Source organism: Roseateles sp. P5_E8 (genome assembly GCF_054177665.1).
In genome coordinates, this window is the sequence record NZ_JBGCUM010000017.1 from 74863 (window position 1) to 89931 (window position 15069).

A 15069-nucleotide genomic window follows, 5' to 3' on the forward strand; every position below is an offset into this window, starting at 1 on the left:
CTCAGCGCCCCAAGGGCGAAACGCCCAGCCAGGCCGCGTGCAGCCAGAACGCGAAGACCGCCCACAGCGCGACGCCGGCGACAACCGTGGCCGCCGTGCCGGCCGCCGTCGGTGCAGGAAGAACCGGCGCAGGCCGGCGCCGCGCCGCGCGGAAGACGAGGATGGCCCATACGAGGAAGCTGCCGAACAGCATCACGTCCGCCAGCGTGTTGTTGGCCAGCAGGTGGGCGAAGGCCCAGACCTTGACCGACAAGGTCATCGGGTGCTGAAGCTTGGCCTTGAAGTGGTTGCGCGGCACGTAGGCGGCGGCCATCAGGATCATGGCGATGAGGACCAGCGCTGCGGCGAGGTGATTCATGCCGCGGATGGGCGGCCACAGCGCGACGGTGGTGAACCGCGCCTGCGAGAAGCCCCACAGGATCAGCCCGAAGCCGATGAGCGACACGAGCGTGTAAAGGCCCTTCCAGCCCTTGTCGCCCAGGCGGGCGATCTGCGCATCGCGCCACTGTGGCGCGAGCGCGCGGATCAGGTGGATGCCGAGGAAAAGGGTGAGGCCGAGGGCGAGCCAGATCATCGAAATCTCCCGTTCAGGTTTGTCGGTCAACGCGCAGGGCCAGGACGACTGAGCTGTTCGTGCGCAGCACGCCGTCGATGTCGCCGATTTCGTCGAGCAGCGCGTCGAGCCGGGCCGTAGTGTCGGCGCGCAGTAGCGCCATGTAATCGAACTCACCACTGACGGAGGCGAGCTGGCGCAGCTCCGGCAGTTCTGTTAGCCGCTTGACGACCTCGCGCCCGGCCTTGGGGCTGACGGTGATGCCGACGAACGCCTGCACGCTGCGCCCCGCCTCATCCCCACCCAGCCGCGCCGTGTAGCCGACGATGCGCCCGCTGGCCTCCAGCCGCGCCAGCCGCGCGACCACGGTGGTGCGCGCCACGCCCAGCTTGCGCGCCAGCGTGGCCGTGCTTTCGCGCGCGTTGGCCTGCAGCAGCAGGATGAGGCGGCGGTCGAGATCGTCGGCGTTGGGGGCGGTGTTTGCCCGCGTTTCATCCATAACGGCGAATCATCGCGACGATTCGACGAATCAGCAATTGCTTTCGTCGAAACATCGCTTTCTTTCGTCAGCGACCCTGCCTAGAGTGCGGCCCAACGCAACACATCGCCTGGAGTCCCACATGAAGATCGCCCTGCTCGGCGCCGGCCACATCGGCCAGACCATCGCCCGCCTGCTGCACGCCACCGGCGACTACCAGGTCACTGTGCTCGACAAGAACCCCGGCTACCTGAAGACGCTGGCCGCCGAGGGCATCGCCACGGCGGAAGTCGACAGCGACAACCGCGCCGCGTTGGCCGCCCAACTGCGCGGCAAGGACGCCGTCGTCAATGCGCTGCCCTACCACCTGGCCATCACCGCCGCCGAGCTGGCGCTGGAGTGCGGCTGCCACTACTTCGACCTGACGGAGGACGTGGCCGCCACCAAGGCCATCAAGGACATGGCCAAGGGCGCCAAGACCGCCTTCATGCCCCAGTGCGGCCTGGCGCCGGGCTTCATCGGCATCGTCGCCCACCACCTGGCCAGCGGCTTCGACTCGGTGCGCGACGTGCAGATGCGCGTCGGCGCGCTGCCCGCCTTCCCGACCAATGCGCTGAAGTACAACCTGACCTGGTCGGTCGACGGCCTCATCAACGAGTACTGCCACCCCTGCGAGGCCATCCACGAGGGCGAAACCATCGCCGCGCTGCCGCTGGAGGGCCTGGAGCACTTCAGCCTGGACGGCACCGAGTACGAGGCCTTCAACACCTCCGGCGGCCTGGGCACGCTGTGCGAGACCTGGGCGGGCAAGGTGCGCAACCTCGACTACAAGACCGTGCGCTACCCCGGCCACCGCGACCTGATGCAGTTCCTGCTCGGCGACCTGGGCTTGAAGAGCGACCAGGGCAACCTGAAGGACATCATGCGCAAGAGCATGCCGGCGACGATGCAGGACGTGGTGCTGGTCTTCGTCACCGTGTCGGGCATGAAGAACGGCGTGCTGCTCCAGGAGGTGTTCGCGCGCAAGATCTTCGCCACGCGGGACGGCGCACAGCCGCTCTCTGCCATCCAGATCACGACAGCCGCGGGCATCTGTGCTGCCGTCGACCTGTTCCGTGAAGGCCGACTGCCGCAGAGGGGCTTCGTGCGCCAGGAAGAGGTCGCGCTGCCGGACTTCCTTGCCAATCGCTTCGGCTCGGCGTATCAACAGTCGCGCCAGGTGGAATCCATCTCCTGAGCAGAATGCCGACCATGAAGCAACAAACCCTCTCCGTTCTCGACGCCCTCGGCGTCCATCTGCCCGGCGCTGGCGACCTGACCGTGCGCTCGCCCATCGACGGCAGCGTGCTCACGCAGCTACCCACCGCCAGCACGGCCGAGATGAAGGCCGCCGTGGGCCGCGCGCACGAGGCCTTCAAGGCCTGGCGCGTGGTGCCGGCGCCCAAGCGTGGCGAGCTGGTTCGCCTGTTCGGCGAAGAGCTGCGCGCGCACAAATCCCAACTGGCCCAGCTCGTCTCGATCGAAGCCGGCAAGGTGACCAGCGAAGGCCTGGGCGAAGTCCAGGAAATGATCGACATCTGCGAGTTCGCCGTCGGCCTGTCGCGCCAGCTGCACGGCCTGACCATCGCCAGCGAGCGCCCCGGCCATCGCATGATGGAGCAGTGGCTGCCGCTGGGCGTCGTCGGCATCATCTCGGCCTTCAACTTCCCCGTCGCCGTGTGGGCCTGGAACTCGGCGCTGGCGCTGGTCTGCGGCGATGCCTGCGTGTGGAAGCCGTCCGAGAAGACGCCGCTGACCGCGCTGGCCACGCAAGCCCTGTTCGAGCGCGCGCTGAAGGCCTATCGCGCTGCGGGCAATGCCGCGCCTGACGGTCTGTCCGAGCTGGTCATCGGCCGCGCCGATGTGGGCGAAGCGATGGTCGACGACACCCGTGTGGCGCTCGTCTCCGCGACCGGCTCGACCCGCATGGGTCGCGCCGTCGGCCCGCGCGTCGCGGCGCGCTTCGGCCGTTCGCTGCTGGAGCTGGGTGGCAACAACGCCATCATCGTCACGCCCAGCGCCGACCTCGACCTGGCCGTGCGCGGCATCCTGTTCGGCGCCTACGGCACGGCCGGCCAGCGCTGCACGACGACGCGCCGCGTCATCGTCCACGAGAGCATCCATGACGCGCTGGTCGACCGCCTGGACCGCGCCCGTGCGCAGCTGCCCATCGGCTCGCCGGTGGAGCAGGGCACCTTGATCGGCCCGCTGATCGACGCGCAAGCCTTCGACGCGATGCAGTTCGCGCTGAGCGCCGCACGCGAGCAGGGCGGCCAAGTGTCGGGCGGCGAGCGCGCGTTGAGCGACCGCTTCCCCGAGGCCTACTACGCCGTGCCCGCGCTGGTGCGCATGCCGTCCCAGACCGAGGTCGTCTGCCACGAGACCTTCGCGCCCATCCTTTACACGCTGAAGTACTCGACGCTGGAAGAAGCCATCGCGCTGCAGAACGGCGTGCCGCAAGGCCTGTCGTCGGCCATCTTCACGACCGACCTGCGCGAGGCTGAAGCCTTCATGAGCGCGGCCGGCAGCGACTGCGGCATCGCCAACGTCAACATCGGCACGTCCGGCGCGGAGATCGGCGGTGCGTTCGGCGGCGAGAAGGAAACCGGCGGCGGCCGCGAGAGCGGTTCGGACGCATGGCGGGCCTATATGCGCCGCACGACGAACACCGTGAATTACTCCAGCGAGCTGCCTTTGGCCCAGGGCGTCAAATTCGACCTGTGATTTCTGGGCTATAGTCTGCGGCTCCTGAAAGCCCAGGTGGCGGAATTGGTAGACGCACTAGTTTCAGGTACTAGCGGGTAACTCCGTGGAGGTTCGAGTCCTCTCCTGGGCACCAAACAAGAAAGGCCAGCACGAAAGTGCTGGCCTTTTGCGTTTGGGGCTCAGGAAGCGATGTCCAGTGGACATCGCGGGAGGACGAGAAAGGCTTGAAGCTGCGCTTCAAGCCGGGGTCGCGGGACGTGACCGAGTCCCCGCTGATGCGCCCTAAATGGGCGCTTCAGCGAGTCGGCCCGGAAAACCACCGCTCCTCAAACTCGCCCGCCGGCACACCCTTCCCAAACCACCACCCCTGTCCCCAATCACACCCCATCTGCTTCAAAGCAAGCATCTGCGCCTCGGTCTCCACGCCTTCGGCCACCACTTCCATCCCCAGCTCACGCGCCATCGTCACGATGGCCCGGCACAGCGCCAGCGCCTTGCCGCCGCCCTCCAGCCCGGCAACAAAGCTGCGGTCTATCTTCACGGTGTCGATCTCGTGGTGCTGCAGATAGCTCAGCGATGAATAGCCGGTGCCGAAGTCGTCCAGCGAGATCGTCAGCCCGGCGTCGCGCAAGGCCCGCAGCCGCTCGGCCACCGCCTCGTCGCGCTCCAGCAGCAGGCCTTCGGTGATCTCCACCGCCAGCGCGTCGCCGCTCAGGCCCATGTCGTGCAGGTAGGCGGCCCAGTCCGGCTGCTCGCGGTGGCTGCGCTCGCCGAGGAACTGCACCGGCGACTTGTTGATGCTGATCTGGAAGCCCTCGCGCCCCGCCGTGCGCCAGGCCAGTGCCTGCGCTGCGGCCGTGCGGAAGACCCAGTCGCCGATGTCGACGATGAGGCCGGTGGTCTCGGCAATCGGGATGAACTGCGCGGGGCTGACATCGCCCAGCTGCGGGTGCTTCCAGCGCAGCAGCGCCTCGGCCTTGCGTGGCGGCGCGGCCGGGTCCTGCAGCGACAGGATGGGCTGGTAGACCAGGCTGAACTGCCCTAGCCGCAGCGCCTCACGCAACTCGGCGGCCAGGCGGGTGCGGCGCTGCGCGGCGTCGTGCAGGGCCGGTGTGAACATGGCCATGCGGTTGCGGCCGGCGCCCTTGGCTTCATACAAGGCGAGGTCGGCATGCTTGAACAAGGCCTCGATCTCCAGCCCGTCGCGTGGCGCGAGGCAGACGCCGATGCTGGCCGACACGTAGACCCGCTCACCGGCCACCTCAAAGGCCTCGGACAAGGCTTCCAGCAGGGCATGGCCGACACGCTCCGCCTCGGGTGCGGCCTGGGCCGCCGCCAGCAGCACGGTGAACTCGTCGCCCCCCATGCGCGCGACCACGCTCGAACTCGCACTGCCCGCCGGCAAGCAGCCTTGCAGCCGCCCGGCCACCTGCACCAGCAGCGCGTCGCCCACGTCATGGCCCAGCGAGTCGTTGACCTCCTTGAAGTGGTCCAGGTCCACGAACATGACGGCCAGCTCCTCGCCGCGCATGGCGCGATGGGCCAGTGCGCGCTCGATGCGTTCGCGCAGCGAGCGGCGATTCGGCAGGCCGGTCAGCGTGTCGATGCGCGCCTGCTGCCAGACCAGCGCCTCCTGGCGCTTGCGGTCGGTGATGTCGGTGTGCGTGCCCACCATGCGCAGCGGTTGGCCGGCGGCATCCCGGGCGATGACCATGCCGCGGCTCAGCACCCACTTCCACGTGCCGTCCTTGGCCAGCACGCGGTGCTCGTTGCGGTAGACGAGCGTGCGGCCGGCGAAGTGGTCCTCACGGTCGCGGGCCATCTGCGCCAGGTCGTCCGGATGAGTGCGCGCATCGAAGGCCTCGGGCGTCGCCTCCACGTCGCCGGGCTCGAAGCCATAGAGGCGCAGATAGCGGTCCGAGAAATATTCGGTGCCGACCTGCACATGCCAGTCCCAGACGCCGTCGCCGCTGGACTCAAGCGCCAGCTTCCAGGTGGCATCGGCCTCGTTGAGCCGGTTCTCGGCCGCGCGACGTGCCGCGATGTCGGTGTGCGTGCCCAGCCACAGCGGCGAGTCCGGCATGCGCTGGGCCTGGGCCAGCACCCAGGCGCGACCGAGGCGGTATTCCATCTCGAAGCGGCCTGTCGCCTGGGCCTTGCCCCAAGCCTGCGCAAAGGCGGCACGGTCGTCGTCGTGCAGGAAGCTGGCCAGCGGTGTGGGCAGGGCGGGGCGGTTCAGCGCCTCCGCCAGGCGTGCGTTCATCCACAGCAAGCGGCCTTGCGCGTCGGCCTTCCAGACCTGTTGCGGCAAGGCGTCCAGAAGCGAGGCAAAGTGCACGGGCGGCGGCATTGGCGATGAACACTGGGATCTGGCCCGACTGTATGCGCCACAATCCCGCCCGCCCGAGCCGTTCGGGCGCGTTTTGAACGAGACCCCCCGCATGAACAAGACCGATCTGATCGAACACCTGGCCGCCAAGCACGAGCTGAGCAAGGCCGAAGCCGGCCGCATCCTCGAGACGCTGCTGGACGCCGTCGTCACCACCGTCAAGAAGGGTGGCGCCGTGTCGATCCCGGGCTTCGGTTCCTTCAAGCAGCACGCCCGTGCCGCCCGCAACGGCGTGAACCCCAGCACCGGCGCCAAGATCAAGATCGCCGCCGCCAAGCTGCCCAAGTTCACCGCTGGTGCTGGCTTCAAGGCTGCCGTCGATCCCAAGGCTGCTGCGAAGAAGGCTGCTGCGAAGCCAGCAGCCAAGGCCGCTGCCAAGCCGGCTGCCAAAGCCAAGAAGAAGTAAGCAGGCGCTTTTCGTGAGCGCGCGCAGCGGTACTCCCACCATCGTCGACGTTGCCCGTGAAGCGGGCGTGTCGATCAAGACCGTGTCCCGCGTGCTCAACCATGAGCCCGGCGTGCACGAGAGCACCCGGGACACGGTGCTCAAGGTGGTGGAGGCGCTGCGCTACCGACCCAAACAGTCGGCTCGCAGCCTCGCAGGCGGTCGGTCCTTTCTGATCGGCCTGCTCTATTACGACCCCAGCGCGATCTTCGTCGGCAGCGTCCAGCAGGGCGCCACGCTGCGCTGCCGCGAGCTGGGCTACCACCTCGTTGTCGAGTCACTTCACAACGACGCGCCCGACCTGCGCCAGCAGATCGACCGCATGGTCATGGCGCTGCGGCCCGACGGCATGATCCTGACGCCGCCGCTGTGCGACAACCCCGAGGTGCTCGCCGCGCTGCGCGAGAGCGGCACGCCTTGCGTGCTGATGTCCCCGGAGCGCGACATCCGCGGTGTGCCCTCGGTGCGCATGGACGACGTCCACGCGGCCGAGGAGATCACCAACCTGCTGCTCAGCCTCGGCCACCAGCGCATCGCCTTCATCAAGGGCCCGCCCGACCAGTCGGCCAGTGCGGCGCGCTACGAGGGCTTTGCGAATGCGCTGCGTACGCATGACCTCGAGCCCGATCCCGAGCTGATCCAGCGTGGCAACTTCACCTTTGCCAGCGGCCGCGATGCTGCCCACAAGCTGCTCAGCGGCCGCCAGCGCCCGACGGCCGTGTTCGCCAGCAATGACGACATGGCCCTGGGCGTGCTCGCCGCCGCGCATCGCCTGGGCCTGAACGTGCCCAACGAGCTGTCGGTGGTGGGCTTCGACGATTCGCCCACTGCGGCTCTCGTGTGGCCGCCGCTGACCACCGTGCGCCAGCCGGTCGCCGAGATGGCGCGAACCGCGGTGGAGATGCTGGTGTCGGGCCACAAGGCCGACATTCCTGCCGACGATGCCGAACTGCACAAGGTGCTGGCGCACGAACTGATCGTGCGCGACTCCACCCGGGCGCGCTGACCGGTCGCCTTAGCGCCGCCGTGCGGGCGGCTGCTCCGGGCGCGCGAAGTCGAGAAATCCGTCATCACACGCCGAAGACATCGCTGTCATTTTGTATTGACAGCGTTGTCAGCGATCAGGGATGATCTTTTGGCTGGATATCCATCGGCGCCTCGCGCGCCAACGCGGAACCGGCTTTGCAGATGTTTCGACCTGGGTGGGCTGCGGTTCGCCCCGATTCACGTCACCTCCATCCCCGTCCCGGCACCGGCTGCCCCCGGCCTTCCAGCACCATGAATCTTTTCGATCCCGCCCGCCTCGATCTCGCCACGCTGGCCCAGTCCTTCCCGCCCGACTTCCTCTGGGGTGTGGCCACCAGCGCTGCGCAGATCGAGGGCGCCGGTGCCGAAGACGGCAAGGGCCCGTCCATCTGGGACCACTTCTGCCGCCAGCCGGGCCGCATCAACGACGCCTCCAACATCGACGTCGCCTGCGACCACTACCACCGCTACTGCGAAGACGTGGCGCTGATGAAGAGCCTGGGCCTGGACTGCTACCGCTTCAGCCTCTCCTGGCCGCGCGTGCAGGCCACCGGTCAGGGCGCCTGGAACGAAGCTGGGTTCGACTTCTACGACCGCCTCATCGACGAGCTGCTGCAGGCCGGCATGCAGCCCCACGCCACGCTCTATCACTGGGACCTGCCCCAGGCGCTGGATGAGGGCCTGGGTGGCTGGTTGTCGCGCGACGTCGTCGCCCGCTTTGCCGACTACGCTGCCGAGACCGCTCGCCGCTTCGGTGACCGCCTGGCCAGCATTGCCACCCACAACGAACCCTGGTGCACGGCCACGCTGGGCTACGAAACCGCCCAGTTCGCGCCCGGCCACAAGAGCCGCGCCGAGAGCCTGCAGGTCGCTCACCACCTGATGCTGTCGCACGGCGACGCGGTCAAGGCGATGCGCGCCGAGACGAAAACCAAGCTCGGCATCGTCCTCAACCACACGCCGTCTTTCCCCGCTACGCCCAACGAGGCCGACCGCCGCGCCGCACGCATCGACGACGGCCTGAACGTGCGCTGGTACATGGACCCGATCTTCCGCGGCGCCTATCCGCAGGACGCCATCGACTTTGTCGGCGCCGACGCGCCCAAGGTCGAAGCCAGCGACCTGGAGCGCATCCGCCAGCCGCTGGATTTCCTCGGCATCAACTTCTACACGCGCAGCCTGTTCAGCGCCGACGGCAAGACCGTCAAGGGGCCGGCCAAGCTCGGCGTGACCGACATGGGCTGGGAGATCGTGCCCGAGGTCTTCGCCCAGCATCTGGTGCGCCTGGCCCGCGAGTACAACCCGCCGCCTATGTACATCACCGAGAACGGCATGGCGAATGCCGACCGCGTCGTCGACGGCAGCGTGCCGGACAAGGAGCGCATCGCCTACTTCGCTGCGCATCTGCAGGCCCTGTCCGTGGCCATGAGCCTGGGCGCCGACGTGCGTGGCTATTTCTACTGGAGCCTGCTCGACAACTTCGAATGGAACTCCGGCTACGACAAGCGTTTCGGCCTCATCCACGTCGACTATGAAACGCTGGCGCGCCTGCCCAAGGACAGCGCCCACTGGTATCGCGACCTCATCGCCCAGCACCGCGCGCGGCGCTGACGGCGGGCCTGTCGCGCCAGGCCCCCACTCCCCGGCGCGCTTCTTGGGTGTCACGCAGGCGCCAGGTCATGCATTCCTCCGCGTTTGCCCCGACAAAGGCACGGAATTTCGGTCACGTTCAGGCGCTAAGCTCCGCATTGCGCCCCGCCGTGGAAATTTTCCCGAATTGCCTGGGGCGCAGATCTGCCGATTTGACGTATAGCAGGAGGCTGGCTCATGTTCCTCGGCAGCGGTGCCGAAGCATGAGTCAAGGCGAGGGATGCCCGGTCGCGGGTTTGAGTGAATGCAGGATAGATCAAACGATCCGCTGATCGACGTCAGCCAATTGACCGTGGGAATGTTCATCCACCTGGATCTGGGCTGGATGTCGCATCCGTTTCCGCTGTCGAGCTTCAAGATCGCGTCGAGCGATCAACTGTTGATCCTGCGCCGGCTCGGCCTGACACAGGTGCGCTGGAGCCCCGCCAAGAGCGACCTGTCCCTTCAGCCCACGCTCGACGTCGTTGCAGTCGCCGCCGGCGGGTCGGACATGGCCGCGGCCGCCTTGCCCACCACACCCAGCCCCGAGGAACTTGCTCGCGAGGCCCACCGCCGCGCACTCGCCGCCCAGCGCGAAGCGCTGCGCCTGTGCGAGGAGCAGTACGGTGAAGCCGCCGACGGCTTCCGCATGGTCATGGAGAACGTCCAGACCGACCCGCACCAGGCCCGCGCCGAGGCCGAGAGCCTGACGGCCGCACTGCTCGACAAGATGCTGGTCGAGGGTGATCTCAATATGCGGCTGCTGAACGAAGCCGCGGGCGACCGCTCCACTGCGCATGCGCTCAACGTCTGCATCATCGCGCTGCTGCTGGGCCGCGCCTTCGGCCTGGGCCGCGACGAGATGATGGACCTGGGCGTCGGCTCGCTGCTGCACGACGTCGGCAAGCTCGAAGTCGCCGCCCGCCTGCGCCACCGCGACGAAAGCTTCACCGCCGCCGAGACGCAGGCCTACCAGCAGCACGTCGCCAAGGGCGTGGCCATCGCCCAGACCATGGGCCTGTCGCCCGCGCCCCTGCTCATCATTGCCCAGCATCATGAGCACGCCGACGGCAGCGGCTTCCCGCAGCGCATCAACATGGACCGCATGAGCACCGGCGCGCGCATCGTCGCGCTGGTGAATCGCTTTGATGGCCTGTGCAACCCGCTCATCACCTCCAAGGCGATGACGCCGCACGAGGCGCTGTCGCTGATGTTCGCGCAGGGGCGCAACCGTTTCGACGCGACCATGCTGAACGCCTTCATCCGCATGATGGGCGTCTACCCGCCGGGTTCCACCGTGCAGTTGACCGACGACCGCTACGCGCTGGTCGTGTCCGTCAATTCGGCCCGGCCGCTCAAGCCCCGCGTCATGGTCCATGACGTCAAGGTCGTCAAGGAAGAGGCCCTCATCCTCAATCTCGAAGAGATGCCCGACCTCGGTATCCGCCGCAGCTTGAAGCCCCAGTTCCTGCCGCGCAACTCGCTGGACTACCTCAGCCCCAGGGCGCGCATCGCCTACTTTTTTGACGCCGTCAGCACCGGGCCCGGGGAGCTAGCCGCGTGAGCGTCAGCGGCGAGGCGAACCCGGCCCTGCCGCGCGTCTCAGAGGCGCCGTCCGTGATCAGCGCGCTGCTCGAAGGTCTGCCCGAACCCGCCTGGCTGGTCGACGGCGAGAGCCTCACCGTCAGCGTCGTCAACCGGGCAGCGCTGCGCCTGCTCGGCCTCAAGCCCGAACGCGCGCTCGGCCAGGCGCCGGCCATGCTGTGCGGCTCGCTGGAGGACGAGGCCTTCTGGCAGGGGGCCGCCCGCGACCCCTTCGCCCGCATCCGCTCCGACACCGTGCTGACCCACAGCGACGGCCAGCCGCGCTGGGTCAGCCGCAGCATCAGCCCCATCCACACGCCCGAGGGCGACCGCTACTGGCTGGTGCTGCTGCACGACCAGACCCGCCGCCGCCGCGCCGAGGCCGAGCGCGAGACCTTGCTGGCCGAGCTGCGCGCCACGCTCGAGTCCACCGCCGATGGCATCCTCGTCGTCGACCTGTCCGGCCGCGTGCGCAGCTTCAACCGCCGCTTCGCCAAGCTCTGGGGCCTGCCCGGCGGCCTGCTGCATGAGCCTGGCGACGCCGGCCTGTGGCTGAGCCTGCAACGCGTCATGCGCGACGGCGAGCAGTACCGCTTGCGCATCGAAGCCCTGCTGGACGCGCCACTGATGCGCTCCAGCGACGTGCTGCGCCTGGCCGACGGCCGCGTGCTGGAGCAGGTCTCGCTGCCGCAGATGAGCCGCGGCGAGCCCATCGGGCGGGTCTTTTCATTCCGCGACCTCAGCGAGAAGCTCGCCGCCCACCAGCGCATTGAGGAGCTCGGCCGCTCCGACGCGCTGACGGGCGCGCCCAACCGCCGCGCGCTGGCCGACCGCATCGTGCAGCAGATGGCAGCCGTGCCTGCTGGCGAGCCGACGCCAGCCTTTGCGCTGCTGCACCTCGACCTGGACCGCTTCAAGCAGATCAACGACACGCTGGGCCACAGCTATGGCGACCGCGTGCTGCGCGAGATCGTCGAGCGCCTGCGCGCCGCCGTCGGCACCAATGACACGTTGGCCCGCCTGGGCGGCGACGAGTTCGCGCTGCTCGTCGACGGCGCACAGATGTTCGAGGCCGAAGCCACCGCGCGCCGCGTGCAGCAATTGCTGGCCCAGCCCTTCAGCTTCGACACGCTCAGCTTCACCGTCACCGCCAGCTGCGGCATCGCGCTCTACCCCGGCGACGGCGCCTCGCCCGACGAGCTGCTGGCCAGCGCCGAGCGCGCCATGCACTGGGTCAAGGAAAGCGGCCGCGCGGGCTTCCGCTTCCATGTGCCGCGCAAGGAGGTCGACCTGCTGTCGCGCATGCGGCTGGACCACGACATGCGCCGCGCGCTTGCCGAAGGGCGCTTCCGCCTGCACTACCAGCCGCAGGTCGAGCTGGGCAGCGACCGCGTCATCGGCGCCGAGGCACTGATCCGCTGGCGCGACCCGCAGCGCGGTGACATCTCGCCGGCCGAGTTCATCCCGCTGGCCGAGGAGAGCGGCTTCGTCATCGCCATCGGCGACTGGGTGCTGCGCGAGGCCATCGATCAAGCTGCCCACTGGCTCAGCCGCGGCCTGCGCATGCCGGTGGCCGTCAACGTGTCGGCGCTGCAGTTCCAGCAGGCGCACTTCGTCGAGAGCGTCGCTGCCGCGCTGCGCGACGCCGCGCTGCCGGCCAGCATGCTGGAGCTGGAGCTGACCGAAGGCGTGCTGCTGGGCGATGCCGACGAAGGCCTCAAGCGCATGCAGGCGCTGGCCGCCCTGGGTGTGACGCTGTCCATCGACGACTTCGGCACCGGCTATTCGTCGCTGGGCTATCTCAAGCGCTTCCCCATCCAGCGCCTCAAGATCGACCGCAGCTTTGTGAAAGGCCTGCCGGGCGATGCCAGCGATTGCGGCATCGCCAACGCCATCGTGCAGATGGGCCGAGCCCTGGGCCTGCAGGTCATCGCCGAGGGCGTCGAGACCGAAGCGCAGCGTGATTTCCTTGCCCAGGCCGGGTGTCATGAGTTCCAGGGCTATCTTTTCGCGCCCGCGCTGCCGCCCGACGAGTTCGAGCAGCGCGTGCGACCGCGCCGCCATGTCGTCGACGCAGCCGTCTCCGGCTGGCTGGGTCTCGCGAGCCACGGCTGAATACTTGCCGGCGGCGCGCCACAATGCGCCCATGCTCTACCGCTTCAAATCCAAGGCCGGCGCCGACGTCGTCATGCTGGGCGAGTCCGGCGACGCCGTGCTGCGCCTGATGGGCCGCGAACCGGCTCCGCAAGGCATCCTCGATGCCGCAGCCCTGCCCGGGCTGGTCCAGGCGTTGGAAGCGGGAGTCGCCGACGACGATGCGCAATTCCAGCGCGCCGTCGACGCCGCCAAGACGGCCAGCGAGCCCGTGCCGCGTCGCCAGGGCGTGTCTCTGCGCCAGCGTGCCTGGCCGCTGCACGAGCTGATGGTGCGCAGCCAGCGCGAGGGCGCCGACGTCGTCTGGGGCGTCTAGTGCTGGAGCAGGCCACCCGGCTCATCGTCATCCGCCATGGCGAGACCACCTGGAACCGCGCGACCCGCATCCAGGGCCACACCGACATCCCTCTCAGCCCGCTCGGCCTTGCCCAGGCCCAGCGCCTCGCGCAAGCCTTGTCCGACGAGTCGCTGGCCGCCGTCTACGCCAGCGACCTCAGCCGCGCCCGCCAGACCGCCGAAGCGCTGGCCAGCGTCCACGGGCTTGCCGTGCGGGTCGATGCCGGCCTGCGCGAGCGTGCCTTTGGCCGTTTCGAGGGCCTGAGCTGGGACGAGATTGAGAAGAATCACCCCGAAGACTCCGCCCGCTGGCGCAGGCGCGAGCCGGACTTCGACGTCGGCGGTGGCGAAAGCCTCAACACCTTCAGCGCCCGCTGCCTGGCCGCCGCCCGCCGCGTCGTGGCGGCTCACCCGGGCGAGAACATCGCCCTGGTCGCGCACGGCGGCGTGCTGGACTGCCTCTACCGCGCTGCGACGCGAACCGCGCTGGACGCGCCGCGCAGCTGGCTGCTCGGCAACGCGACGATAAACCGCCTGCTCGCCACTCCCGAAGGCTTCACGCTGGTTGGCTGGAACGACGACCGCCACCTCGCCGGTCTGAGCGCCGACGACATTGCCGCCTGAACTGACCCCTAGGCCGACTGTTGCATCGGCACGTCGCTCGTGTCGGTTGTGACAAAGGTCCCTCCTATACTCGTTTCTACTTGTCCTCCCTGGCCGGGCTGTCAACCCGCCCCAACCCCCCTTTTAAAGGCCCACGATGAAGAAAATCGCACTCGTTGCCGCGCTCGCCGCTATTTCGGCCGCTCCCGCTTTCGCACAAAGCTCGGTCACCCTGTGGGGGCGCCTGAACACCACGGTCGAAAGCCAGAAGGTCGGCAACCAGGACCGCAAGTCCGTGATGGAGAACAACAGCTCCCGTCTTGGCGTGCGTGGTACGGAAGATCTCGGCGGTGGCCTGAAGGCCGGCTTCAACCTGGAGCACGGCCTGAATTCGGACACCGGTGCAGCGTCCGGTGGCACGCAGTTCTGGAGCCGTCAAGCCAACGTCGAACTGATCGGTTCGTTCGGTACCGTCCGCTTGGGATCCTGGTTCCCTGATTCGTACTTCTCGACGATTGACCGCGTCAGCAACCACAACCACGACACCGGCACGTCCTCGGACGCGCTGTTCTCGTCCTTTGCCTTCGGCTTCCGCACCAACAAGGTCGGCTACTTCTCGCCGACGATGGGCGGCTTCAGCTTCATCGCCAGCGCCCACGCTGGTGAAGGCGCTGCCGGCGACGCACGCGCGTTCGACCTGTCGGGCAACTACGAAGCGGGCGGCCTGCACATCGGTGCCACTTACGCCCAGGCCGACACGGCCGCCAAGCGCAAGAACTACACCGTTGAAGCCGACTACGGCTTCGGCCCCTTCCTGCTGGCTGGCTACTACCAGCGCGAAGAAATCAGCGGCTTCCGTTCGCGTGACATCGCTCGCGTGTCGGCCATGTACACCTCGGGCGCTTCCGAGTTCCACGTCAACGTCGGCGGCACCAAGTCGGGCGGCGACGGCACGTTCAAGAACGCCGGTGGTTCGCAATGGACGCTGGGCTACAACTACAACCTGAGCAAGCGCACCAAGGTCTACGGCTTCTACACCAGCATCGACCAGAAGCTGGCCAACAAGGCAGGCGACTTCGACTCGCTGGCCGTGGGCATCCGCCACAACTTCTGATCCAGTCGGACCA

Annotated in this window: 13 protein-coding genes and 1 tRNA gene; 11 read left to right on the forward strand and 3 right to left on the reverse strand. The window is 68.2% G+C overall.

What is annotated here, in order from left to right:
- Position 1 precedes the first annotated feature (1 nt).
- Both ACXRVZ_RS12555 and ACXRVZ_RS12560 read right to left on the reverse strand, forming a co-directional pair.
- A complete protein-coding gene (locus tag ACXRVZ_RS12555; RefSeq protein WP_457422272.1) occupies positions 2 to 574 on the reverse strand; it encodes an NnrU family protein in 573 nt (190 codons plus the stop codon).
- A gap of 13 nt (positions 575 to 587) precedes the next feature.
- Entirely contained in the window at positions 588 to 1052 is a 465-nt protein-coding gene (locus ACXRVZ_RS12560; protein ID WP_457422274.1) for an Lrp/AsnC family transcriptional regulator, read from the reverse strand.
- Positions 1053 to 1173: 121 nt separating this feature from the next.
- Here ACXRVZ_RS12560 and ACXRVZ_RS12565 point away from each other — a divergent pair, with 121 nt between their 5' ends.
- From ACXRVZ_RS12565 to ACXRVZ_RS12575, 3 genes are all read left to right on the forward strand, one after another.
- Positions 1174 to 2268: a saccharopine dehydrogenase NADP-binding domain-containing protein gene (locus ACXRVZ_RS12565; protein WP_457422276.1), complete on the forward strand. Its 1095-nt coding sequence runs from the start codon at positions 1174 to 1176 to the stop codon at positions 2266 to 2268.
- 5 nt (positions 2269 to 2273) lie between these two features.
- The gene (gene amaB, locus ACXRVZ_RS12570; RefSeq protein ID WP_457422278.1) at positions 2274 to 3794 is read left to right on the forward strand and encodes an L-piperidine-6-carboxylate dehydrogenase; all 1521 of its coding nucleotides are present in this window, start codon (positions 2274 to 2276) and stop codon (positions 3792 to 3794) included.
- 30 nt (positions 3795 to 3824) lie between these two features.
- A tRNA-Leu gene (locus ACXRVZ_RS12575) sits at positions 3825 to 3909 on the forward strand.
- Between the two features lie 162 nt (positions 3910 to 4071).
- Here the strand turns inward: ACXRVZ_RS12575 and ACXRVZ_RS12580 are convergent.
- Positions 4072 to 6114, reverse strand: a complete 2043-nt coding sequence (locus ACXRVZ_RS12580) for a putative bifunctional diguanylate cyclase/phosphodiesterase (protein ID WP_457422280.1) — start codon at positions 6112 to 6114, stop codon at positions 4072 to 4074.
- 103 nt (positions 6115 to 6217) lie between these two features.
- Here ACXRVZ_RS12580 and ACXRVZ_RS12585 point away from each other — a divergent pair, with 103 nt between their 5' ends.
- The 8 genes from ACXRVZ_RS12585 (at position 6218) to ACXRVZ_RS12620 (ending at position 15056) form a co-directional block, all read left to right on the forward strand.
- A complete protein-coding gene (locus ACXRVZ_RS12585; protein WP_457422282.1) occupies positions 6218 to 6571 on the forward strand; it encodes an HU family DNA-binding protein in 354 nt (117 codons plus the stop codon).
- A gap of 13 nt (positions 6572 to 6584) precedes the next feature.
- Positions 6585 to 7616, forward strand: coding sequence for a LacI family DNA-binding transcriptional regulator (locus ACXRVZ_RS12590; RefSeq protein WP_457422284.1), 1032 nt, complete (start codon positions 6585 to 6587; stop codon positions 7614 to 7616).
- 272 nt (positions 7617 to 7888) lie between these two features.
- On the forward strand, positions 7889 to 9247 hold the full coding sequence (locus tag ACXRVZ_RS12595) for a GH1 family beta-glucosidase (protein ID WP_457422286.1): 1359 nt from the start codon (positions 7889 to 7891) through the stop codon (positions 9245 to 9247).
- Positions 9248 to 9530: 283 nt separating this feature from the next.
- Positions 9531 to 10829 (forward strand): HD-GYP domain-containing protein, encoded by a 1299-nt coding sequence (locus ACXRVZ_RS12600; protein ID WP_457422288.1) that lies wholly within the window; start codon positions 9531 to 9533, stop codon positions 10827 to 10829.
- Positions 10826 to 12964, forward strand: a complete 2139-nt coding sequence (locus ACXRVZ_RS12605) for a putative bifunctional diguanylate cyclase/phosphodiesterase (RefSeq protein WP_457422290.1) — start codon at positions 10826 to 10828, stop codon at positions 12962 to 12964. Before ACXRVZ_RS12600 ends, ACXRVZ_RS12605 begins: the two co-directional genes overlap by 4 nt.
- Before the next feature lie 31 nt (positions 12965 to 12995).
- Positions 12996 to 13319, forward strand: a complete 324-nt coding sequence (locus ACXRVZ_RS12610; RefSeq protein ID WP_457422292.1) for a DUF1840 domain-containing protein — start codon at positions 12996 to 12998, stop codon at positions 13317 to 13319.
- A 2-nt stretch (positions 13320 to 13321) separates the two neighbouring features.
- On the forward strand, positions 13322 to 13963 hold the full coding sequence (locus tag ACXRVZ_RS12615) for a histidine phosphatase family protein (RefSeq protein WP_457422346.1): 642 nt from the start codon (positions 13322 to 13324) through the stop codon (positions 13961 to 13963).
- A gap of 136 nt (positions 13964 to 14099) precedes the next feature.
- Entirely contained in the window at positions 14100 to 15056 is a 957-nt protein-coding gene (locus tag ACXRVZ_RS12620; RefSeq protein WP_457422294.1) for a porin, read from the forward strand.
- Positions 15057 to 15069: the final 13 nt, after the last annotated feature.

Bases quoted from the DNA above. Each gene is read 5' to 3' on its own strand.
- amaB (WP_457422278.1), top strand. From the start codon at position 2,274: ATGCCGACCATGAAGCAACAAACCCTCTCCGTTCTCGACGCCCTCGGC.
- ACXRVZ_RS12620 (WP_457422294.1), top strand. From the start codon at position 14,100: ATGAAGAAAATCGCACTCGTTGCCGCGCTCGCCGCTATTTCGGCCGCT.
- ACXRVZ_RS12585 (WP_457422282.1), top strand. From the start codon at position 6,218: ATGAACAAGACCGATCTGATCGAACACCTGGCCGCCAAGCACGAGCTG.
- ACXRVZ_RS12595 (WP_457422286.1), top strand. From the start codon at position 7,889: ATGAATCTTTTCGATCCCGCCCGCCTCGATCTCGCCACGCTGGCCCAG.
- ACXRVZ_RS12560 (WP_457422274.1), bottom strand. From the start codon at position 1,052: ATGGATGAAACGCGGGCAAACACCGCCCCCAACGCCGACGATCTCGAC.
- ACXRVZ_RS12600 (WP_457422288.1), top strand. From the start codon at position 9,531: ATGCAGGATAGATCAAACGATCCGCTGATCGACGTCAGCCAATTGACC.
- ACXRVZ_RS12610 (WP_457422292.1), top strand. From the start codon at position 12,996: ATGCTCTACCGCTTCAAATCCAAGGCCGGCGCCGACGTCGTCATGCTG.
- ACXRVZ_RS12555 (WP_457422272.1), bottom strand. From the start codon at position 574: ATGATCTGGCTCGCCCTCGGCCTCACCCTTTTCCTCGGCATCCACCTG.
- ACXRVZ_RS12565 (WP_457422276.1), top strand. From the start codon at position 1,174: ATGAAGATCGCCCTGCTCGGCGCCGGCCACATCGGCCAGACCATCGCC.